The organism is Mesorhizobium sp. YR577, assembly GCF_900116595.1.
Lineage (GTDB): Bacteria > Pseudomonadota > Alphaproteobacteria > Rhizobiales > Rhizobiaceae > Mesorhizobium_M.
In genome coordinates, this window is the sequence record NZ_FPBI01000009.1 from 1 (window position 1) to 22,120 (window position 22,120).

Sequence of the window (22,120 nt, forward strand, 5' to 3'; positions counted from 1 at the left end):
AGGATCTCGCAATCCTCGTCCTTCAGCCTGCGCACGATTGCCGATCCGACCATGCCGCGATGGCCCGCGACGAAGACGCGCTTGTTTTTCAGGGAATAAAGATCGGTCATGGTCAATCCTATCATGTCGGGTATCCGTCGCATCGGAAACCCTATTCCGTCTCTCGCCGGCTTTAAACTTTCTCCCTATCCCATCCCGGGGAAAGTTGAAGCGAAAAACGCGGGCATTCAATAAGTGAGCGGGCGAGCCAAAGCAGGGCTTTGACCCGCGAACCGGCAAAAAAATGTGCCGCCGCAGTTTCCAGGCTCATATAGCTTCGCAAGCGCGACATCAAAAGCCGGTCGAGTCCATTTTCGGCCCATTTGCGGCAGAGGGCGCCAGCTGCCTGTTCTATGCGGTGGGGATTTTGCTGGCGCTTGCGCTCGATGTTCGCGCCGATGACGGGAAGAACCTGCAGGGAAAACCCCTTCAGCGCGAGCGCCAGGAACCAGTCGCAGTCCTCGAACCGCCGCAAGGTTTCGTCCTGTCCCCCGGCCGCTTCAACGGCCCGCTTGCCGTTCATGATGATGCAGGAGCCCGGTGAGAACCAGCAGCCGGCGGCGAAATCCAGCGGGTCATGCGACGGTCTTGGCTGCCTGATGCCGAGCGATTTGCCGTCTTCATCGCAATCGATCCAGCCGCAGCCATAGATGGCTGTGTCGTTCGGGCGCTGCTGCTGGTCTTCCTGCACGAGCGCCCAGCGGCGGCCGAGCGTGTTGGACAGAAGGGCGTCATCGCTGTCGAGAAAGGTTATCCATTCGGTAGTGCTGGCCGCCAAACCCGTGTTGCGCGCGCCCGCCGCACCCTTGTTCCTGTCATGCCGAATGAGGCGCAGCCGCAATTGGCGCGTGAATTCAGGCCGGATGAGCATCGGTGTTTCGGAGGCGTCATCGACCACGATGACCTCGGCCGGCACAACTTCTTGTGCGATCACGCTTTGCAGCGCGCAGTCGAGCGCGTCCTGGCGGTCATGCACCGGGATGATCAATGTCATCGGGATTTCAGGTTTTCCGGTCATGAAATACGGTCGGTTCAGATGCACTTGGCTTTTAGGATAATTCATACCTCTAAAGTGTGTCGGCGCTGTCTGCGAGTGTGAACGGGCCTGTTCTGGCAAAAATGGGAAAAATCGCTAAAACGCAGATCGGCAAATCTGTCGATGAGAATGGAAAGGATATTGCATGGCGGTGATGGTGACGGGCGGAGCCGGTTATATCGGCAGCCACATGGTCTGGAAACTGCTGGACCAGGGCGAAGAGGTCGTCGTCGTCGATCGCCTGAGCACCGGCTTCGATTGGGCCGTGCCCGCAGAGGCCGAACTGGTTGTCGGCGACATTGCCGACCAAGCGCTGATCGAAGCGACGATGAAGCGCAAGAAAGTCGATGCCGTCATCCATTTCGCCGGCTCGATCATCGTGCCGGAATCAGTTTCCGATCCGCTCGGCTATTATCTCAACAACACAGCCAAGTCTCGCGACCTGATCGAGAGCGCCGTGCGCTCGGGCGTCAAGAATTTCATCTTTTCATCCACCGCTGCCGTTTATGGCAGCCCGGAGCGTATTCCGGTTGCCGAGAATGAGGCCGCCGCTCCCGAATCGCCCTACGGCACCTCCAAGCTGATGACGGAACTGATGCTGCGTGATGCCGCCGCCGCACATGACCTCGATTATACGATCCTGCGCTATTTCAACGTGTCCGGCGCCGACCCGAAGATGCGCACGGGCCAGTCGACCAAGGGCGCTACCCATCTGATCAAGGTCGCCTCCGAAGCTGCGACCGGCAAGCGCGACTATATGGAAGTCTACGGCACCGACTATCCGACGCCGGACGGCACCTGCGTGCGCGACTACATCCATGTCAGTGATCTGGCGAACGCGCATTACCTGGCGCTCAAGCGCCTGCGCGACGGCGGCAAAAGCATCATCGCCAATTGCGGTTACGGCCAGGGCTATTCGGTTCACGAGGTCATAGATGCGGTCAAGCGCGTCGTCGGCCATGATTTCGAAGTGCGCACCCGCGAACGCCGCCCGGGCGATGCGGTGGCGATCGTCGCCAATGCCGATCTGGCAAAGTCGGAATTCCAGTGGAAGCCCGAATACGACAACCTAGAAACCATCGTTTCCCACGCCATCCAGTGGGAAGAGATGCTGAAGAAGCGTAATACCTAGATACGGTCGGTCTCCGGCCCGGTCAGCAATGCGATGAAGTGGCTGACGACCGCTTCCTCGCTGAAGCCGCCTGACAGGAAGCGCTGGTAGCCGGCAGCACCTTGTGTGCGCAGCAGTTCAGGATTTTGCAGATAGGCGTCGACGGCGTTGCTGATGTTCTTGGCAAGCGCTTCCGGTTCCGAGGCCGGGACGAGCGTGCCCGAAACGCCGTCCTCGACGATTTCCTTGCAGCCTTCCAGATCGGTAGCCAGACAGGCGATACCGCTTGCTGCCGCTTCGATGAGGATGCGCGGGATGCCTTCGCCGTAGCGCGTCGGCAGGCAGACAAGATCGACCTCGCGCAGCAGGGCGGGCATGTCCGTCACCTCGCCGAGGAAGGAAATGGCGGGCTCCTTGCGCAGTTCTTCAGGGTAATAGCCGTCGGGATCGTGGGGCTCGATCATGCCGGCCACGATGAACTCGATATCCGCGCGATTTGCGTATTGCTTGGCCGCATCGATGAAGGCGTCGAGCCCCTTCGCCTTCAAAAGCCGCGACGCAAACAGCACCTTGATGCCGGGGCGAGCGGCTTTCCCGGCGACCGGATAAAATATCTCCGGGTTGACGCCGGCCCCGTTGATGACGGTGGAATTGTCGTTGCGGATCAGCCCGTCCGAGAGCCAGAGATTGCGGTCGTGTGAGGTCTCGAAGGTGAAATAGACGCCGCGCCGATCCGACAGGAAACGTATCGCGCGCCGCACGATGGAGCGTGCTGCGGAAGCAGTGCTGCTCGACGCCGCGCCCGGCGACATCAGGCGGCCGAGGCCGGGAATGGTGACGAGGATGCGGCGCGGGCCTCTACCCGCCAGCCGCGCCAGAATGGCGGCAAATCCCGAAAAGACAGCCGGCTTGAGCGTTATCAGATGCACGGCGTCGGGGTTTATTGCTGCAATCAGCCGTGCTGAGCGCGCGACGATCGCCAGGTCCCCTAGCGGGCGAAACGAAAACCGTTCGATCGGCATATGGATGAAGGTCCAGCCTTCCGGCTTGCGCAAGGGCTTTTCCTGCCCGCCGGTGACGACGGTCACCTCTGCGCCCGCCTGCGCGAGCTTCTCGACGACGGCGAGCCGGTGGCGCAGGAAATATTCCTGGTCGTTGCAGATGACGACGACTTTCGTCATGCCTTTGCAGTCATTCGTCTGGGTGCCCCCATACCCGTCGCGCTGAGGGGAAACGGCGCAGAATCCAAGTGCTTTCCGTGACATAGCGCGAAGTGTTTCATGGCTCGCTGCACTAGCATGGCCCCCATGGCTGCGCTAGACCGGCAGCGATGTCGCAAACCGGGGCCGGATGTCGATGCCGTCGTCAGAAGAAAAGCCGTCTGTTGTTCCCGTGAATATTGGTGTCACGGGCGCGTCGGGTTTTGTCGGCCGGGCTTTGGTCAGGCAAATCGCTGAGACGAAGAATTCCTGTTCGGCAGCGTATCGTGGATCGATTCCCTCGCGCCTACCGCCGCAAGTCCGGCCGGTCACGGTCGGCGATCTTTCTCGCGAAACCGATTGGTCATCCTTTCTGCAGGGTCTCGACGTCGTCATCCATGCGGCGGCGCGGGTTCATGTTTTGAACGATCTCTCCGGTGATCCACTCACTGAGTACCGGCGCGTCAATGTCGAAGGCACGCTGGCACTGGCCCGGCAGGCTGCTGCGGCAGGCGTCAAGCGCTTCGTGTTCCTCAGCACCATCAAGGTCAATGGCGAGGAAACCGCGCCCGGACAGGCATTTCGGGCATCAGACAGTCCCCAACCTTCCGACCCCTATGCGATCTCCAAACTGGAGGCCGAAACCGGGCTTGTCGAGCTGGGTGCGCGACAGGGAATGGAAATCGTGATCATCCGTCCACCGCTGGTCTATGGCCCGGGCGTGAAGGCGAATTTCCTGAGCATGATGCGATGGGTCGATCGCGGCGTGCCGCTGCCGCTTGGCGCGGTGAACAATCGGCGCACGCTGGTGGCGCTGCCCAATCTCGTCGACCTTGTCCTGCTGTGCACGCAACATCCGGATGCAGCCGGAAAGGTGATCCTCGCCGGAGACGGCGAAGACCTTTCGACCTCCGACCTTCTGCGCCGCCTCTATGCAATCATGGGCCGGTCAAGCCGTCTGATCTCCGTGCCGCCGCGCCTGCTTTCTGCTCTGGCGGGTCTCCTTGGCAAGGGCGAAATAGCCCGCAGGCTGTGCGGCTCGCTGCGCATGGACGTGGAGGAGACGCGACGCCTGCTTGGCTGGACACCGCCGGTGAGCGTTGACGAAGGACTGCGTCAGACAGTCGAATACTATCGGCGGGAACAAAGGCTTTAAGAATCTGCGAACAAAGATGTTCGATCATCTCTCCTGTGCCTTGTCGGTAAACAATCTGGACTTCCAGCGCCGCCAGCATTACGAGGTCAGTCGAGGGTAACCGGGACAAGATGATTTGATATTGTTCGTCGTGCTTTGCGGAGTAGCGGCATGGGCTGCTACGGCTTTCGTGAGGCGTAATGCAGTCCAACTTCGCCTTGTGCAGGCACCGAACGAACGATCCTCGCATGTTCGTCCCACGCCGACCGGCGGTGGCGTCGGCATCGCCCTGACCGCGTCCATCTTCGGCGTTTGGGTGGCATGGCAATCCGGCTCTCCGCTCTGGACCATTCTGCTGCTTTCGCTGGCATTCGCCATGCTTGGCCTGCTCGACGATATTGTCAGCCTGCGATCGGCATTGCGGTTTCCGATCCAGATGCTGCTGATCTGCATTCTGATTGCGACCATGGCACCGCTTCCTGCGATTGAAGTCTTCGGATTGACGATTTCCGGCTGGTCGCTGCTGGCCGCCATAGCTTTCGTCGGCCTGTGGTGGATCAATCTCTTCAATTTCATGGACGGCATCGACGGATTGGCGGGCATGCAGGGAATTGTCATGCTGCTGGCGGCCGCCGTTCTGTGCTCACCACATTTGACCGGCATTCCGGCCGGCCCGGTGTGGTGGTGGATGCTGGCCGTGGCGGCTGCGACCGCAGGCTTTCTGGGCATGAACTTTCCACCGGCCCGCATCTTCATGGGCGATGCCGGCAGCAACTATCTCGCCTTCATGATTTTCGCGCTGGCGCTGCTGTCGATCTCGGCGGGCTGGCTATCCTATCAGACATGGGCGGTGCTGGCGGCAGCTTTTGTCTGCGATGCCACGGTCACGCTTCTGAGGCGTATCCTCAACCGTGAACGCTGGTGGGCCGGCCATCGCCAGCATGCCTATCAGCATCTGGCGCGTCGCCTTGCATCGCACCGCTCGGCAACGCTGATTTACACGGGGGTGAATCTGTTATTTGTGGTGCCGCTGGCCTTCGCGGCAAACAGCCGGCCGCAGGAAGCCTGGCTGCTGGTAGCTGTCGCCTATCTGGGTTTGGGGATTTCGGCATGTTTTGCCGGAGCGGGACGTTCTGAAGATGGTAAGTAGACTCCGCACGACGATCAGTATCTTGCCGCGCCGGGCCAAGCGCGGCATCCTGATTGCATTCGATATCGTCGTGCTTCTGTTCGTTCTGTGGGCGAGCTACTCGCTGAGACTGAACCGCCTGTTCGTGCCGAGCGGCAGCGAGCAGATCATGATCATGCTCGTAGCGCCTGTGCTGGCCGTGCCGATCTTCATACGCATCGGCCTCTATCGTGCGGTGATCAGATACCTGCCCGAACGGGCGATATGGACCGTTCTGCAAGCCATGACGCTGGCAGCACTTGCCTGGGTCTTCGTGATTTTCGTTACCGAAATGGCAGGCAGCGCTGTCGTTCCACGCTCGGTTCCGCTGATTTACTGGATACTCGGGACGTTCGCGATCGGCGGAACCCGGTTTGCGGCCAAGCGGTTGCTTCTGGCTCCGTCGGGCAACAAGGCTCCCCTGAATAGTCAGATACTCATCTATGGCGCCGGCAATGCAGGATCGCAGCTGGCCACAAGCCTGCTCAGCCAGGGTACGATCATCATTGCCGGATTTCTCGATGACAATTCTTCCCTGAGAGGCAGGGATGTAGCCGGCATCCGTGTCTTTTCGCCCAACCAGATCCAGACGCTGATCGACAATAACGGGATCAAGGAAGTGGTCCTGTCCATGCCGTCGATCAGCGTGGCCCGCCGGCAGGCCATTGTCGCCAACCTCAGCCAGTATCCGCTCCGCATCCGCACCCTGCCGCCGATCACCGATCTTGTCGCGGGCAAGTATCTGGTCAACCAGATCCGCGAGATCGATATCGATGAGCTTCTGGGCCGCTCGTCGGTGCCCGCCGACGCCCGCCTGCTCCGTAATATGATCGAGGGGAAAAACATCCTCGTTACCGGTGCGGGCGGATCGATCGGATCGGAACTGTGCCGCCTCATCGTGCGCTGGGCGCCTGCCAAGCTGGTTCTTTACGAAGCAAACGAGTTTGCGCTCTATCGCATCGATCAGGAACTTACCCGAAAGACTTCCTGCCCCATCGTGCCGGTCCTTGCCTCCGTCACCGATGAAGTAAGCATCGGGCGCGCGATCAGGAACAACGATGTCGAGGTCATCTTTCACGCAGCGGCGCACAAGCATGTGCCGCTGGTCGAGGCCAATGCGATCGAAGGCATCAGGAACAATGTCTTCGGCACGATGACGGTGACGCAGGCCGCAGTCGACAACGGCGTGAAGAATTTCGTGCTGATTTCCAGCGACAAGGCCGTGCGCCCGACCAACGTCATGGGCGCGACAAAGCGCTGGGCGGAATTGATCCTGCGGGAGCAGTCATTGGCTTTCCACGAACGAGGCGAGGGCACCCGCTTTTGTGCGGTGCGCTTCGGCAATGTGCTTGGTTCGAACGGCTCGGTCGTGCCGGTTTTCAAGGAGCAGATCGCGGCAGGCGGTCCGGTCACGGTGACCGACACGCGCATGACGCGCTATTTCATGTCGATCTACGAGGCAGCGGAATTGATCGTGCAGGCGGCGGCGCTGTCGGAAGGCGGCGACGTGTTCCTGCTTGAGATGGGAACGCCGGTGCGCATTCAGGAACTGGCGGAGAACATGATCCGGCTGGCCGGATTTTCGGTACGGGACCAGCAGCACCCGGAAGGCGACATCGAGATCATCATTACGGGTGCGCGGCCCGGAGAAAAAATGTTCGAGGAACTCTTCTATGATGAAGCGACGGCCCTGCCGACCCTTCATCCGAAAATCATGCGGGCCAAGCGCTCCAGCATGGAAGATCGCGATGTGCCCGCTGCTTTGGAGAAACTCAAGGCGGCCGTCGACGCCAATGACGAGGCCGCGGCACGCAGCATATTGTTCGATTTCATCAAGCCTTGAGAGACTGCTCGCTAATTCTAGCCTGCCGGCCATCTGACGCAGTTTTCTGCGCTTCCGGTGCTCACGTACTTTATGTACGCTCCCCTCGGGTTCTCGAAAACCACGCCATATGCCTCGACAGGGCGAATTATCAAGCGGTCTCTAAAAGGCCGCGCTGTGAAGAGGCTGGAGCGGGTAGAGGGAATCGAACCCTCGCGTTCAGCTTGGGAAGCTGACAAGCTACCATTACATCATACCCGCATATGGCTTCGATATCACGGTGAAGAGCCAATCGGCAATCGCTAAACGAGGCCTGACAGGCATTCGCCTTGAACGCCACGCAACAAGTGCGTATTTCGGCAGGACGGCAACGCGAAAGCGAATCGCAGGAGAACCACAGTGTCCGGACTTACGCGCTTTCTTGGAGACAGCCCGCTACGGGTTTTTCTCAAGCTCGTCGTGGTTTCGTTCCTGGTCGGCATCGTCATGAGCTTCTTCGGCTGGTCGCCTTATGACGTGTTCTACCAGATACGCGATTCGATCCTGCAGCTGTGGAACATGGGCTTCCGGGCGATCGACCGCTTCGTCGGTTACTTCATCCTGGGCGCAGCGATCGTCATTCCGGCCTTCCTCCTGCTGCGGCTTTTCAGCTACCGCAAGTGATGTCCGGCAAAGCCTGAGGCTACTTCGAAGAGTATGGCGTGGCGGGCAGCAAGTGCCGGCACATCCTTGGAATAACCGCCGCCGATAACCCCGCAGACCGGAATCCCGCGCTCACGGAAATGGCCGATCACCGTCAGGTCGCGCTGGCGTAGGCCGTTATCGGTCAGCGCAAGCCGCCCAAGGCGGTCATCGGCGTGCGGGTCGACACCGGCATTGTAGAAGACGAGATCCCAATCCGCCTTTTCCGACAGCGCCGGCAGCACCTCCCGAAGCGTTTCGAGATAGGCGTCGTCACCCGTGCCGTCCGGCAGCGCGACATCGAGATCGGAGGCGATCTTCTGGTTGGGATAGTTGCGCTCGCCATGCATCGAAAAGGTGAAGACGCGCGGCTCCGGCTGCAAAATGTCGGCCGTGCCATCGCCCTGGTGCACGTCGAGATCGACGACGAGGATGTTGGCCGCCAGCCCTTCCGAAAGCAGCACCAGGGACGCGACCGCCACGTCGTTGAAGGTGCAGAAGCCGGCGCCCTGGGCGCGGCGGGCGTGATGGCTGCCGCCGGCGGTGTTGCAGGCGATGCCGTGCTCCAGCGCCAGCCGCGCCGCCAGAACCGTACCGCCAGCGGCAAGCTGGGCGCGGCGCGACACGCGCTCGCCGATGGGAAAGCCGATGTCGCGCTCAATTTGCGCGGGCACGGCACAGGCGATCACCTGATCCACATAGACGCCGTCATGCGCCAGCTTCAGCCACTCCGCAGGTGCGGGTTCGGTGAGGTGCAGATTGCCGTTTGATGCAAGGCCCCGCCCGACCAGTTCTTCCATGAGCAGGCGGTATTTGCCCATCGGGAAGCGGTGGGTCGAGGGGAACCCGGCGTCGTAGTCGGGATGATGAACGATCTGGAGCGGCATCGTCGTTTCTTGCAATGCGATCCAGCAGAAAGGAAGCGGCAATATCGCTCCTGCATCAAAAGTCTCCTGACATCAGCCGCTTGCGCCGGTGGTGCGGAATGTTTCAGATCGCGTTCAGCGCCAGCATCAGGCCAGCAGCGAAAGACCCGGAATGGATCAGGTATCATTGGCGACCAGCCCGAGGGCTTTCGACGTCAACAACCGCCTCGTGCTGACGATCGCCATTCCGATGATGCTCGCCTATCTGACCACGCCGCTGCTGGGCCTCGTCGATACGGCGGTCGTCGGACAGTTCGGCGATGCCGCCCTGCTCGGCGGACTTGCTGCCGGCGCGATCATTTTCGACGTCGTCTTCACCACCTTCAATTTCCTGCGCTCGGGCACGACCGGCCTGGTTGCGCAAGCGTTCGGACGCGATGATTCGCTGGAACAACGGGCGGTCTTCTGGCGGGCGGCGGCCATCGCCGTGATTGCTGGCGTCGCGCTGATCCTGCTTGCGCCGCTTATCGCTTCCGCCGGCGAATGGTTCATGGGGGCGGAGCCGCGCGTCACGCAAGCGATGGACACATACATACGCATACGCCTGCTGTCGGCCCCGGCTTCGCTGCTGAACTACGCCATCCTTGGCTACTTCCTCGGGCGCGGTGAGGCGAGCCGTGGCCTGATGCTGCAGCTTCTGCTCAACGGCGTGAATATCGTGCTTTCGATCTGGTTTGGCCTTCATCTCGGCTGGGGCGTCGAAGGCGTTGCCTGGGGCACGGTCTGTGGCGAGGTCGTCGCAACGCTGGTCGGCCTGGCGGTCATTCTCCGCCGCTTCCATCCGATGCCGGACATGCCGTGGCGGCGCACCTTCAGCCGCGCCGCCATGCGGCGCATGCTGGCGCTCAACGGCGACATCATGATCCGCTCTTTCGTGCTGATGGGCGCCTTCACGCTGTTCACGCGGCAGGGCGCGCAACTCGGCACGCTGACACTCGCCGCCAATGCAGTGCTCATGCACTTCTTCCTGGTGGCGGGCTATTTTCTCGACGGCTTTGCCACCGCAGCCGAGCAACTGGCGGGCAGGGCGGTCGGGGCGCGCTACCTGCCGGCGTTCCAGCGGGCAGTCAGGCTGACGCTGATATGGGGTTTCGCCATGGCGGGCGCCGTCACCATCATCGTACTTCTGTTCGGAGACCAGCTGGTTGCCATCATCACCACGGCGGCAGACGTGCGCGCAGAGGCTTCGGCCTATTTGCCCTGGGCCGCACTGACGGCGGTGAGCGGCGTTCTGGCATTCCAGATGGACGGTGTCTTCATCGGAGCGACCTGGTCGCGCGACATGCGCAACATGATGCTCTTATCGTTTGCGGCCTTCGTCGCAGCACTTCTGCTGCTCGGCGCCTATTTCGGCAATCACGGCCTTTGGGCGGCGCTCCACGTCTTTCTCATCACGCGCGGATTGAGCCTGCTGGCGGCAATGCCGCGATCTGTGCGCGCAACCTTCGTCTGACGTATGGCGCGCAAAACTGTGCAGCGGTTTTGCGATGACGACATGCGCAAAACTATTGCCTGATCAATCGAGCGGACGGTCGGCCCACTGCGCCAGCCGCGTATCACGCAGATCGCGGAAGCTGGCGATGCCTTCGGATGCGGCGAACTGCGCCATGCCCCTGACAATCTTTCCGGGCAGCGACGGTCCCGCATAGATCATGCTGGTATAAAGCTGCACGAGATCAGCACCCGCGCGGATTTTCTCAAGCGCGGTCTCCGTCGAATCGACACCACCGACGCCGATGATGGCCACCTGCGGTCCGAGCAGCCTGCGCATCTTGGCGAGCACGATCGTCGAGCGTTCGAACAGCGGCTTTCCCGAAAGGCCGCCGGTCTCGCCGGTATGGGCGCTGCTTGCGAGGCGAGGGCGGGTGATCGTCGTGTTGGAAATGATGACGCCTTCGACCGCCTTTTCCGTCACCTCGGCGGCGATGTCTTCCAGGTCGGCCTCGTGCAGGTCCGGCGCGATCTTCAGGAACAGCGGCGTTTTCCGTGGCTGGTTCTGGGTGACCGCATCGCGCGCCGCCACGACGCGGCTGAGCAATTCGGCAAGGCTTTCGCGCGCCTGCATGTTGCGCAGGCCGGGCGTGTTGGGCGAGGAGATGTTGACGGTGAGATAGGAGGCGTAGCGCGCAAAGCGCTTCACCCCGAGCTCGTAGTCGGCGATGCGATCGGCGCTGTCCTTGTTGGCGCCGATATTGACGCCGACGACGCCCGGCCGCCCGGCGCGCGCCACAAGCCGCTTTTCGCAAGCTTCATGGCCCTCATTGTTGAAGCCGAGCCGGTTGATGACGGCGTCGTCGCGGGTGAGGCGAAAAATGCGCGGTTTGGGATTGCCGGACTGCGCAAGCGGCGTGACCGTTCCAACCTCGGCGAAACCGAAGCCGAGGCCGAGAAGCGCATCCGGCACCTCGGCGTTCTTGTCATAGCCGGCGGCCATGCCGAGCGGATTGGGAAAATCGATGCCGCAAAGGCTTACATGGAGACGCTTGTCGGAGACAGGCCGGCCCTGAACCGGAAAACCGCATCTCAGCGCCTTGATGGAAAGGCCGTGCGCGGCTTCCGGGTCCAGCGTGAAGAGCAGATTGCGGCCAAGCGTATCGAAAAGGCTCATGCGGACCCCAGCGGCGGGAATTGATGGGCGCCGTCGGCGCCGAGCGGCAGCGGTTTCACCCACAGCACGCTTGAAAGATCGAGCGGCGCGTAGAGATGCGGAAACAATGCGCCGCCGCGCGACACTTCATATTTCAGCGCCGGGCCGAGCTTCGCGTCGTCGATGGCAATGAGCAGCAGGTCGGTTTGCCCGGCAAAATGCTTGGCTGCCGTCTCCACGGCCTGATCGGCGGTCGAGAAATGGATGAAGCCGTCGGCAAGGTCGATCGGCGCGCCGGTGAAGACGCCTGTTTTTTCGGCCTCGCGCCACAGCGCTTCAGGACATATCTTGTAAATGGTTTGTTGCATGCGCGCCCTATAGTCCGAAAGCGCGGAACGGGAAAGACGGGCAAACCGTTTACTCCCCATTTCCGGCGCAAACGAAGTGCAGCCTGTCGGGTCTGCTTAAGATTGGAGGAAGTCATGCGGTTCATCACCACCATCATTGCCCCGGCGGCTGTTGCGATGCTGGCAGTCTCCGCTGCGCAGGCCGCCGACACCGAACGTTACCGGTTGGAGAAATCAGAAAGCGGCTATGTCCGCATGGACACGCAGACCGGCGAGATGTCGATCTGCGAGGAACGCGCGGGACAACTGGTCTGCAAGCTCGCCGCCGATGAGCGCAAGGCCTATCAGGATCAGGCCGATCGCCTGCAATCGGAGCTGAAGGCGCTGGATGAGCGGGTCGCCGCGCTTGAAAAATCGCCGCTGATAAACCCGAAATCCGTGCTGCCCACGGACGAGGAATTCGAAAAGACGATGGGCTACATGGAACGCTTCATGCGCCGCTTCATGGGCATCGCCAAGGATCTGGATCAGGACAACAAGACGCCCGGCGTTCAGCCTTCCGATCCGAACAAGACCTGACCCTGCTTGCCGATTTCATGCGCGTATTGCGAGGATGCGGGCTCTCGAGCTTCAAAAACGGGCGCTTGCCGCTTGAAATGCCTGTATATCCCCGCATAATTGGGTTGCTTGATCTCGTGCCATACAACAACAATAAGCGAGATTTCGGGAGGGACATTTGCCGTCAGGCTACAAGTTCGTCATCGCGGACGATCATCCGCTGTTTCGCGGCGCGCTGAAACAGGCGCTTTCCGGCGTTGCCGACGTCGCCACCATCCTCGAGGCCGGCGATTTCGAGGCGACCAAGGCCATCGTCGCCGCCAATGAGGATATCGACCTGCTGCTGCTCGACCTTTCGATGCCGGGGGCCAGCGGCCTTTCCGGGCTGATCTCGCTGCGCGGCATTCACGCCGCCGTGCCGATGGTCGTGGTCTCGGCACATGACGATCCCGAAACGATCCGGCGCGCGCTGGAACTCGGCGCTTCGGGCTTCATCTCGAAATCGGCGAGCATGGACGATATCCGCAAGGCGGTTCAGACCGTGCTGTCGGGCGATATCAGCGCACCGGTCGGGATCGATCTCGGCGTCGAGCGCGACCCAGAGATTTCCGACCTCATCAAGCGCCTGCAATCGCTGACGCCGCAGCAGACGCGGGTGCTCGGCATGCTGGCCGAGGGGCTTCTGAACAAGCAGATCGCATATGAACTGTCGGTGTCCGAAGCGACCATCAAGGCGCATGTCTCGGCCGTATTGCAAAAGCTCGGCGTCGACAGCCGCACGCAGGCGGTCATCCTGCTCTCAAAGATCGGCAGCGACCCGCTTTCGGCAAACTAAGCGCATAAGCTACTCAGCCGCCGGCGCCATGCGACGCAGCCGCGTCATCATCGAGCGCAGCACCGCAGGCTTCACCGGCTTGTTGATGACGGGCACGTCCATCAGATCGGCGGCGGTGCGGACCTCGTTCGAGCGGTCGGCAGTCAGCAGCACTGCCGGTGTGCCGTTGCCGTAGACCGTGCGCAGCCTGGCGATGACGTCGAGGCCGGTTTCGCCGTCGAGGTGATAGTCGGCAAGGATGATGTCCGGTTGCCGTGCCGGGCGATTCTTCGCGAAAGCTGCGGAGCCCGAATAGGCGCTGACCTCGCAACCCCATCCTTCGAGCAACAGGCGCATGCCTTCGAGAATGCGGGCGTCATTGTCGACGCACAGCACCGAAAGCCCGTTCAGGGCGGCGTTGGCGGCAGGCTGCGGCCTGGCCACGCTTTCGGTCACGGTCTCCTGTGCGTCCGTTACCGGCAGGATGACGGAAAAGCGCGTGCCCTTGCCGCGGCCGGAATCGATCTGGATTTCCAGCCGCAGAACCCGCGCGATGCGGTCGACGATCGACAGGCCGAGGCCCAGCCCCTGCGCTTCGCGCGCGCCTTCGTCGAGGCGGGTGAATTCGCGGAACACGGTGTTCAGCTTGTCGACCGGAATGCCGATGCCGGTGTCGAACACCTGGATTTCGGCCAGTTCGCCACGCCGCCGGACGCCAACGAGGACGCGGCCGCTGCGGGTATATTTGATCGCATTGGAGACGAGGTTCTGGACGAGGCGGCGCAGCAGGTTGCGGTCGGTCTCGACCGTCAGCGAAGACGGCACGATGACGAGCTCGAGCTTCTTTTCCGCCGCCATGGGCTGGAAGTCGGTGCCGATCTGGCGCAGCAGGCCGTCAAGGCGGAAGACGGTTTCGGCGGGTTTCATCGCGCCCGCGTCGAGCCGCGATATGTCGAGCACCGCGCCGAGGATCGTTTCGACGGACTCCAGCGAGGATTCGATATTCGTCGCCGCATCTCCGACGGCACCCTTGCCTGCACGCTCCAGCAGTGACGAGCAGTAGAGCCGTGCGGCGTTGAGCGGTTGCAGGATGTCGTGACCCGCAGCCGCCAGGAAGCGCGTCTTGCCGAGATTGGCCTCCTCGGCCAGCATCTGCGCCTGGGCGAGCTCTTCGTTGACCAGCGTCAGTTCGGCGGTGCGGCTCTTCACGCGCTGTTCCAGCGATTCATTGGCGCGCTTGAGCGCCAGATCGGCAGCGACCCGGGCCGAAATATCGGCATAGGTCGCGACGATGCCGCCGTCCGGCATCGGGTTGGAGCGCAGTTCGATGATCCGCCCGCTGGTCTTCAGTTCGATCTGCCAGGCGCTGTCGAAGTCCGTCAGCCGGTTGAGCGTCGAAAGCCGCGCCTCGTGAGGGATGTCGCCGCGTGCCGCCAGAAAGCGCAGGATCTGGTCGAGCGAGACGCCGACCTGGCCCATGTCGTCGGGCAGGTTGAACAGGGCGCGATACTGCCTGTTCCAGCAGGTCAGACGGAAATCCTTGTCGAAGACGGTGATGCCCTGTTCCATCTGGTCGAGCGCGATCTGGAGCAGGTCGCGATTGTGCTGCAGGGCTTCGGTCGCGTCGTCCAGCAGGCGGAAGGCGTCCTTGGAGGCGCTGTCGTTGCGCTTGAACAGCAGCGACAGGATCAGCCGCGCCGAAGACGAGCCGACGGCGCTGGCCAGAAGCTGCTCGGAAAAGCGCACCACCTCCATGCTGGCCTGCTCGTTGCCGTTGAGCTTGATCCCGTCGATCTGCTCGAAGGTCTGGAACGACCGCTCGGTGCGCTCGACGCCGAGATAGCGCGAGATCGTGTCCTTGAGGTCGTTGACGGTGATGGCGGTGCGGAAACGGCGCAGGCTCGGCATGGGGCTCGTGTCGCGCGGCACGAAGATCGCCGCCTGTATCCGCTCCAGCGGCACCGAGGCGCGCGAGAGCGAACCGAGGATAAAGCAGAGCGTGTTGATTGCGAGGCTCCACATCACGCCATGGTTCAGCGGCTCGGCAACGGTGCCAAACAGCGCCTGCGGCCGCAGCGCCTCGATGCCGAACAGGCCGTCGGTCAGGATTTGCGTATCTGGTGCGGCAAGTGACGGAAACAGCAGCGTATAGGCCCATACGAGGATGCCGGCGGACATGCCGAGGGCAGCACCCCGGCCATTGGCGCCGCGCCAGATTAGTCCGCCGAAGAAGGACGGCGCGAACTGGGCGATTGCCGCAAACGACATCAACCCGATCGAGGCCAGCCGCGCATTGTTGGTGCTCTCGCGGTAATAGAGGAAGGCCACGAACAGGATGATGAAGATCGATGCGCGGCGGATGTTGAGGATCAGGCTCGACCAGTCCTCGTTCTCGCTGGCCTCCGTCTTGAGCACGCGCCGCACGAACAGCGGAATGATCAGGTCGTTGGAGATCATGATCGACAGCGCGACGCTGGCCACGATCACCATGGCGGTGGCCGCCGACAGCCCACCGATGAAGGCCGCCATCGCCAGCAGGTCCTGCCCGCTCAGGAGAGGCACGGAAAGCACGTAGAGATCGCTGCTTGTCTGCGGGCCGACCATGGCAAGACCGGCAAATGCGATCGGCAGGACGAACAGGTTGATCAGCACCAGATAGAGCGGAAACACCCAGGTTGCCGTGCGCAGCTCGGCCTCGCTGCGGTTCTCGACGATCATCACATAGAACTGGCGCGGCAGCATGATGATGGCGAAGCCGCTGATGATCGTCGAGACCAGCCAGGTTCCAAGCGAGGTCGTGTAGCCCATGGCGTGCTGTACCTCGGCATTGGCGGCGAAGGCGTCGAGCATCTCGCCCGGACCGTCGAAAAGCACGAACATCACCATCAGGCCGACGGCAAGGAAGGCAGCGAGCTTGACCACCGACTCCACCGCGACCGCCAGCACCAGCCCATCCTGGTGTTCCGTCGCGTCGGCGTGCCGCGTGCCGAACAGGACCGCAAAGAGCGCGAGCAGCATGGCGACGATCAACGAGATGTCGCTGACGAACGGGTCGAAGGACGGCGGCGAGCCATTGTAATGCTCGACCATCAGGCTGACCGACCCTGAGATCGCCTTGAGCTGAAGGGCGATGTAAGGGATCGCGCCGACGATGGCGATCAGCGTTGCGATGAGTGCCACGGCAAAGCTCTTGCCGTAGCGGGCGCCGAGAAAATCGGCGATCGAGGTGATCTTCTCGGCTTTCGCCAGCTTGACGATGCGTTTGAGCAGCGGAAAGCAGAAGACGAAGACCAGCACCGGGCCGATATAGATGGCGAGGAACTCTATGCCCTTTTCGGAGGCGAGCCCGACCGATCCGAAGAAGGTCCATGATGTGCAATAGATGGCGAGGCTGAGCGCGTAGATAAATGGGCGCGGGCGGCCCGGTTCGCGCTTCGCGGCCTGCCTGTCGCCCAGGCTTGCAATCGCGAAAAGCAGCGTCACATAGGCAACTGCGATGATGACGACGACCCAGCCCTGCACGCCTGAACCAACCTCCCACGCCAAGCGATCTCGGCAATAGAACGAAGGCAATCACAGCCGCGCTGGCTTGTCCATTCGAGAACCCTAGACAATTGGTTGTGCAAGACCTTGCCGACCGGGTTTTTGATCCCGGCCCATTTTGCGGTGCGGATCGCGCATCGGTGCAATTTTAAACGTTTTGCAATCTATGGTTTTTGTTATGATGCCGCACCGGCCGGAGTCGAAGAGGCGGACAAATCAGAGTGCCCGGCCGTCATCAAAGGAGAGGGTTCTATGCTTAAGGAATTCCAGGAGTTTATCTCCAAAGGTAATGTCATGGACCTCGCGGTCGGTGTCATCATCGGCGCGGCTTTCGGAAAGATCGTCGACTCGCTGGTCAACGACGTCATCATGCCGATCGTCGGCGCGATCTTTGGCGGCCTCGATTTCAACAACTACTTTTTACCCTTGTCTTCGGCCGTTACGGCACCGTCACTCGACGCTGCGAAGGCGCAAGGCGCCGTCCTTGCATATGGCAGCTTCATCACCGTCGTACTGAACTTCATCATTCTTGCCTGGATCATCTTCCTGATGGTCAAGGCGGTGAACAACATGCGCCGTCGTGTCATCGCGGAAAAGCCGGTGGCTCCTGCCGCTCCTCCCGCGGACGTTGCGCTGCTGACCGAAATTCGCGATCTTCTGGCGAAGAAGTAGCCGTTTATTTCAACCGCTTTAGGAAAACCCTGGCTTCCGCAGCCGGGGTTTTCTGTTTTCGACGGCATGAAAACGCGCTAGCTATCTTCCAAACCTTCCATCTGGATTCATCATGACCCTGATAGACAACCTTCGCGCAGAAGCCCGGCTTGCGCCCGAAAGCGGCATCGTCGAAGTCGCCAACTATGGCCGCGTGCGCGAGGGCCTCATTCCGCTGTGGGCGGGCGAGGGCGACCTGCCGACGCCGTCTTTCATATCCGACGCGGCGACCCGCAGCCTTGCCGCCGGTGAAACCTTCTATACATGGCAGCGCGGCATACCGGACCTGCGCAGCGCTCTTGCTCGTTACCACGAGCGTCATTTCGGCAGGCATTTCGCCGACGAGGAATTTATGGTCACCGGCGGCGGCATGCAGGCGATCCAGCTTGCCCTGCAGGCGACGGCCGGAGCCAGCGACGAGGTCATCTACCTGACGCCGGCCTGGCCGAATTTTCCGGGTGCCGCCGGCATTGCCGGGGCAAAGCCGGTGGCGGTTCGCCTCGACCAGTCGGACAATGGCTGGGTATGCGATGTCGCCAAGATAGAGGCTGCGGTTACGCCGCGTACCAAGGCGATCTTCCTCAACAGCCCGTCTAATCCGACCGGCTGGACAGCTGATCAGGAAACGCTGAAGGCCATTCTCGATCTCGCCCGCCGGCATGGGCTCTGGATCATCGCCGACGAGATTTACACGCTGTTCTACTATGGTGGCGACCGTGCGCCGTCCTTCATGGACATCATGGATGACGAGGACCGCATCCTGTTCGTCAACACATTCTCCAAGAACTGGGCGATGACCGGCTGGCGTATCGGCTGGCTGCGCATCCATCCTTCGCTGCAGCAGACCTTCGAGAATCTGATCCAGTATTCGACCTCCGGCGTTGCGCAATTCATGCAGCGCGGCGCGATAGCCGCACTCGAACATGGCGACGAATTCCTGAAATCGCAGATCGAGCGGGCAAGGCAGGCGCGCGATATCGTCTGCGGCATTCTCGGCGAAACCGGTCGCGCGCGCATCAGCGCGCCGCAGGGCGCCTTCTACCTGTTCTTTTCGGTCGACGGCATCAGCGACTCGCGCAGCGCGGCTTTCGAGATCATCGACAAGGCCAATGTCGGTCTGGCACCGGGGACGGCCTTCGGTGAGGGTGGCGAGGCGTTCTTCCGGCTGTGCTTCCATCGCCGTCTGGACCAATTGGAAGAAGCGGCAACCCGGTTGGCAGGCTGGATGTCGCAGCGGTAATTTGGTTTTGCGCTGTTGCAGTCAAGCGCTGCAGTAGACTATGCAGGTCTCCAGTTTCGGGGAGACCGGGAAAGTAAATTCGATGACAGGCAAACTGCAGATAAAACACATTCCACACGCTTCGCCGACCTCGCCCGAGGCGCGCGCGGCATTGATGCAAAATCCCGGCTTCGGCAAGGTCTTCAGCGACCATATGGTAACGATGACGTGGAACGCCGAGCGCGGCTGGCACGACGCCGAGATCAAGGCGCGTGCGCCTTTCTCCATCGACCCCGCGTCTGCCGTGCTGCACTACGCGCAGGAAATCTTCGAAGGCATGAAGGCCTACCGGACCAAGGACGGCATCGCGCTGTTTCGCCCGGAAGAGAATGCACGGCGCCTTGCAATGTCGGCCGACAGGATGGCGATGCCGACTGTGCCGGAAGAGCTGTTCATCGAAGCCGTCGAGACGCTGGTGCGCACTGACGCCGACTGGATTCCGGAAGGCGATGGCAGCCTCTATATCCGGCCATTCATGTTCGCCAGCGAGGCGTTTCTCGGCGTGCGCCCGGCATCGGAATACATCTTCTGCGTCATCGCTTCGCCGGTCGGGGCCTATTTCAAGGGCGGCTACAAGGCCGTGACCGTCTGGGTTTCGGACGATTACACGCGTGCGGCTCCCGGCGGCACCGGTGCTGCCAAGTGCGGCGGCAACTACGCCGCCAGCCTGATCGCCCAGGCCGAGGCAACCAAGCACGACTGCGACCAGGTTGTCTTCCTCGACGCTGCCGAGCATCGCTGGGTTGAAGAACTTGGCGGCATGAATGTCTGCTTCGTCATGGATGATGGCAGCCTGGTCACGCCGCCGCTCGGCGGAACCATCCTGCCCGGCATCACGCGCGCTTCTATCCTCAAGCTGGCCCAGGAGGCCGGTCTGCGCATCGACGAAAAACCCTATTCCTTCGATCAATGGCGCAAGGATGCCGAAAGCGGCAGGCTGCGCGAGGCATTCGCCTGCGGCACCGCCGCGGTCGTGGCCGGCATCGGCTCCGTGCGGTTCAAGGATGGTTCCTTTGCGATCGGCAACAGCGGCGACGGCGAAGTGACCGCCAAGCTGCGCAGCGAACTGGTAGGTATCCAGCGCGGTACCGTCGCCGACAAGCACGGCTGGGTGCATCTGGTCTGACACCTCGCATCCCGACAGACCTTCTGCCGGGATTGCCTTTCACGGCAGGCTCCGTAATATCTCGTTGAGTATTACGGAGCTGAACCGATGAGAACCGTCCGCATCCTTCTGGCTGTATTCGCGCTGCTGGCCATTCCTCTCGTGGCGACGGCCAGAGACATGGCCGGAATCGCGCTTTCCGGCGTCGGCGTAGAGGCCGGCACGCTGACTGCGGCCGATCTCGCCAAGTTTCCAACGACGGAAATGGAAGTCTCCTTCATGACCAAGAAAGGCATGGAGACGGGACGGTACAAGGGCGTTCTGCTGTGGCCGGTGCTTCAGGAGAAGGGGCTGGCCAAGCTCGCCGGCGACCATCACGAAGACCTGGCGCACACATTTCTGGTGACGGCCAGCGACGGCTACAGAATAGCCTTTTCGATCGGCGAGATCGCGCCGGACTTCGGCAACCGCGCCATTCTGCTCGCCACCGAGCGGGACGGCAAATCGCTGCAGGATGAAGGTTTCCGGCTGGTCGTGCCGAATGACGCCCGTGGCGCCAGAAGCGTCAAGGGCGTGGTGTCGATCGAGATCAAATAGGCAGCCGGGCAGCTTGGCCCGGCATTAACAGTGGCGGATGTCTGTCAGCCGCCGGATTTAGGAACCAGCAGCGGGATGATCCGGTCGGACTTGGCCACCGCCGGCTTGCCTTCGGTGTTGTAGGGAATGCCAAGCGCGTCCCAGGTTTCGACCAGCGCGTCCTTGAGAACATCGATCAGCGCATCCGTATGGAACGGCGTCGGCGTGATGCGAAGGCGCTCCGTGCCGCGCGGCACGGTCGGGTAGTTGATCGGCTGGATGTAGATGCCATGGACGCCGAGCAGGCGGTCGGTGGCCATCTTGCAGAGCTCGGGATCGCCGACCAGAACCGGCACGATGTGCGTTTCCGACGGCATCACCGGCAGGCCGACGGAAGCGAAAACTTCCTTGGCGCGCGCAGCCTGACGCTGCTGGGCGTCGCGTTCTGCCTGCGAAGTCTTGAGGTGGCGGATCGAGGTCGTGGCGGCTGCGGCGATCGCCGGCGGCAGCGCGGTGGTGAAGATGAAGCCCGGCGCAAATGAGCGCACGGCGTCGATCACCGATTTCGTGCCCGTTATATAGCCGCCGAGCGTGCCGAATGCCTTGGCAAGCGTGCCTTCGATGATATCGATGCGGTCCGCCAGACCTTCGCGCTCGGTGATGCCGCCGCCGCGCGGACCGTACATGCCCACGGCATGGACCTCGTCGATATAGGTCATGGCGTTGTATTTCTCGGCGAGGTCGGCGATCTCCTTGATCGGCGCGATATCGCCATCCATCGAATAGACGGATTCGAAGACGATCAGCTTGGCGCGCTCGCGGCCGGCTGCCTGCAGCAGGCTTTCGAGATGCGCGACATCATTGTGGCGGAAGATCTTCTTCTCCGCACCCGAGCGGCGCACGCCCTCGATCATCGAGGCGTGGTTGAGTTCGTCCGAGAGGATCAGGCAGTTGGGCAGCAACCGCGCGATGGTCGAGATCGAAGCCTCGTTGGAGACGAAGCCCGACGTGAAGACGAGTGCTGCTTCCTTGCCATGCAGGTCGGCGAGCTCTAGCTCAAGCTCGACCAGCGGATGGTTGGTGCCGGAAATGTTGCGCGTACCACCTGCGCCCGAGCCCATCTTGCCGGCAGTATTCTGGAAGGCGCCGATGACGTCGGGGTGCTGGCCCATGCCGAGATAATCGTTGGAGCACCAGACGGTGATTTCCTGGGCTTCACCGTTCGACCGCCAGATGGCCTTGGGGAACGAACCGGCGATGCGCTCCAGATCGGCGAAGACGCGATAGCGTCGTTCGGCATGGATCTGGTCGATCGCTTCCTCGAAAAATCGCTGGTAGTTCATTTCTGCATCCCGATTTTTGATGGGGATCATAATCACAGCCCGCTTTTCAGTCCATTCCATGGATGCGGGCAAAATGCCACGCCGTCTTTGGTGCAATATGCCCTCTTATCTGGGTACAGACCGTGATCTGGATCACGTGC

General features: G+C 61.7%; 20 protein-coding genes and 1 tRNA gene. 12 read left to right on the plus strand and 9 right to left on the minus strand.

From position 1 onward, the window contains the following. The coding region (locus BM413_RS33605) for an NAD-dependent epimerase/dehydratase family protein (protein ID WP_139238584.1) at positions 1 to 110 on the minus strand (110 nt) is incomplete at its 3' end. 62 nt (positions 111 to 172) lie between these two features. Further along, entirely contained in the window at positions 173 to 1,033 is an 861-nt protein-coding gene (locus BM413_RS14235) for a glycosyltransferase family 2 protein (RefSeq protein ID WP_175544326.1), read from the minus strand. Positions 1,034 to 1,220: 187 nt separating this feature from the next. On the opposite strand from BM413_RS14235, the gene galE reads away from it, so the two are divergent. Next, entirely contained in the window at positions 1,221 to 2,207 is a 987-nt protein-coding gene (gene galE, locus BM413_RS14240) for a UDP-glucose 4-epimerase GalE (RefSeq protein WP_091914106.1), read from the plus strand. Here the strand turns inward: galE and BM413_RS14245 are convergent. Further along, entirely contained in the window at positions 2,204 to 3,367 is a 1,164-nt protein-coding gene (locus tag BM413_RS14245; protein WP_175544327.1) for a glycosyltransferase family 4 protein, read from the minus strand. The genes galE and BM413_RS14245 overlap by 4 nt on opposite strands. A 211-nt stretch (positions 3,368 to 3,578) precedes the next feature. Here BM413_RS14245 and BM413_RS14250 point away from each other — a divergent pair, with 211 nt between their 5' ends. From BM413_RS14250 to BM413_RS14260, 3 genes are all read left to right on the plus strand, one after another. Then, the gene (locus BM413_RS14250) at positions 3,579 to 4,541 is read left to right on the plus strand and encodes an NAD-dependent epimerase/dehydratase family protein (RefSeq protein WP_091914561.1); all 963 of its coding nucleotides are present in this window, start codon (positions 3,579 to 3,581) and stop codon (positions 4,539 to 4,541) included. Between the two features lie 169 nt (positions 4,542 to 4,710). After that, entirely contained in the window at positions 4,711 to 5,670 is a 960-nt protein-coding gene (locus BM413_RS14255; protein WP_139238585.1) for an MraY family glycosyltransferase, read from the plus strand. Beyond that, positions 5,660 to 7,531: a polysaccharide biosynthesis protein gene (locus BM413_RS14260; RefSeq protein ID WP_091914112.1), complete on the plus strand. Its 1,872-nt coding sequence runs from the start codon at positions 5,660 to 5,662 to the stop codon at positions 7,529 to 7,531. Before BM413_RS14255 ends, BM413_RS14260 begins: the two co-directional genes overlap by 11 nt. Before the next feature lie 166 nt (positions 7,532 to 7,697). On the opposite strand, the gene BM413_RS14265 is transcribed toward BM413_RS14260, so the two are convergent. Then, positions 7,698 to 7,771 (minus strand) — tRNA-Gly (locus BM413_RS14265). Between the two features lie 138 nt (positions 7,772 to 7,909). On the opposite strand from BM413_RS14265, the gene BM413_RS14270 reads away from it, so the two are divergent. Further along, on the plus strand, positions 7,910 to 8,173 hold the full coding sequence (locus BM413_RS14270) for a DUF6460 domain-containing protein (protein WP_091914114.1): 264 nt from the start codon (positions 7,910 to 7,912) through the stop codon (positions 8,171 to 8,173). On the opposite strand, the gene BM413_RS14275 is transcribed toward BM413_RS14270, so the two are convergent. Next, positions 8,161 to 9,078: a histone deacetylase family protein gene (locus BM413_RS14275; protein WP_091914563.1), complete on the minus strand. Its 918-nt coding sequence runs from the start codon at positions 9,076 to 9,078 to the stop codon at positions 8,161 to 8,163. The two genes, BM413_RS14270 and BM413_RS14275, sit on opposite strands and share 13 nt — an antisense overlap. A 151-nt stretch (positions 9,079 to 9,229) precedes the next feature. On the opposite strand from BM413_RS14275, the gene BM413_RS14280 reads away from it, so the two are divergent. After that, complete coding sequence (locus BM413_RS14280) at positions 9,230 to 10,570, plus strand: MATE family efflux transporter (protein ID WP_091914116.1); 1,341 nt, start codon at positions 9,230 to 9,232, stop codon at positions 10,568 to 10,570. A 63-nt stretch (positions 10,571 to 10,633) separates the two neighbouring features. Here the strand turns inward: BM413_RS14280 and BM413_RS14285 are convergent, their stop codons facing one another. Both BM413_RS14285 and BM413_RS14290 read right to left on the minus strand, forming a co-directional pair. Next, positions 10,634 to 11,725 (minus strand): quinone-dependent dihydroorotate dehydrogenase, encoded by a 1,092-nt coding sequence (locus BM413_RS14285; protein ID WP_091914118.1) that lies wholly within the window; start codon positions 11,723 to 11,725, stop codon positions 10,634 to 10,636. Beyond that, entirely contained in the window at positions 11,722 to 12,072 is a 351-nt protein-coding gene (locus BM413_RS14290) for a DUF952 domain-containing protein (protein ID WP_175544330.1), read from the minus strand. Before BM413_RS14290 ends, BM413_RS14285 begins: the two co-directional genes overlap by 4 nt. A 114-nt stretch (positions 12,073 to 12,186) precedes the next feature. On the opposite strand from BM413_RS14290, the gene BM413_RS14295 reads away from it, so the two are divergent. Beyond that, positions 12,187 to 12,630, plus strand: a complete 444-nt coding sequence (locus BM413_RS14295; RefSeq protein ID WP_091914122.1) for a hypothetical protein — start codon at positions 12,187 to 12,189, stop codon at positions 12,628 to 12,630. Between the two features lie 157 nt (positions 12,631 to 12,787). Further along, complete coding sequence (locus BM413_RS14300; RefSeq protein WP_091914124.1) at positions 12,788 to 13,444, plus strand: response regulator transcription factor; 657 nt, start codon at positions 12,788 to 12,790, stop codon at positions 13,442 to 13,444. Between the two features lie 9 nt (positions 13,445 to 13,453). On the opposite strand, the gene BM413_RS14305 is transcribed toward BM413_RS14300, so the two are convergent. Further along, positions 13,454 to 16,945 (minus strand): hybrid sensor histidine kinase/response regulator, encoded by a 3,492-nt coding sequence (locus BM413_RS14305; RefSeq protein ID WP_091914126.1) that lies wholly within the window; start codon positions 16,943 to 16,945, stop codon positions 13,454 to 13,456. 273 nt (positions 16,946 to 17,218) lie between these two features. Here BM413_RS14305 and mscL point away from each other — a divergent pair, with 273 nt between their 5' ends. From mscL to BM413_RS14325, 4 genes are all read left to right on the plus strand, one after another. Next, positions 17,219 to 17,638, plus strand: a complete 420-nt coding sequence (mscL, locus tag BM413_RS14310; RefSeq protein ID WP_091914128.1) for a large conductance mechanosensitive channel protein MscL — start codon at positions 17,219 to 17,221, stop codon at positions 17,636 to 17,638. A gap of 112 nt (positions 17,639 to 17,750) precedes the next feature. Then, on the plus strand, positions 17,751 to 18,917 hold the full coding sequence (locus BM413_RS14315) for a pyridoxal phosphate-dependent aminotransferase (RefSeq protein ID WP_091914130.1): 1,167 nt from the start codon (positions 17,751 to 17,753) through the stop codon (positions 18,915 to 18,917). A gap of 82 nt (positions 18,918 to 18,999) precedes the next feature. Further along, the gene (locus tag BM413_RS14320) at positions 19,000 to 20,082 is read left to right on the plus strand and encodes a branched-chain amino acid aminotransferase (RefSeq protein WP_091914132.1); all 1,083 of its coding nucleotides are present in this window, start codon (positions 19,000 to 19,002) and stop codon (positions 20,080 to 20,082) included. A gap of 87 nt (positions 20,083 to 20,169) precedes the next feature. Beyond that, entirely contained in the window at positions 20,170 to 20,658 is a 489-nt protein-coding gene (locus BM413_RS14325) for a molybdopterin-dependent oxidoreductase (RefSeq protein WP_091914134.1), read from the plus strand. 44 nt (positions 20,659 to 20,702) lie between these two features. On the opposite strand, the gene hemA is transcribed toward BM413_RS14325, so the two are convergent. Then, positions 20,703 to 21,980 carry a 5-aminolevulinate synthase gene (gene hemA, locus BM413_RS14330; RefSeq protein ID WP_091914565.1) on the minus strand — a complete coding sequence of 426 codons (1,278 nt, stop codon included), beginning with the start codon at positions 21,978 to 21,980 and terminating at the stop codon, positions 20,703 to 20,705. Positions 21,981 to 22,120 lie beyond the last annotated feature (140 nt).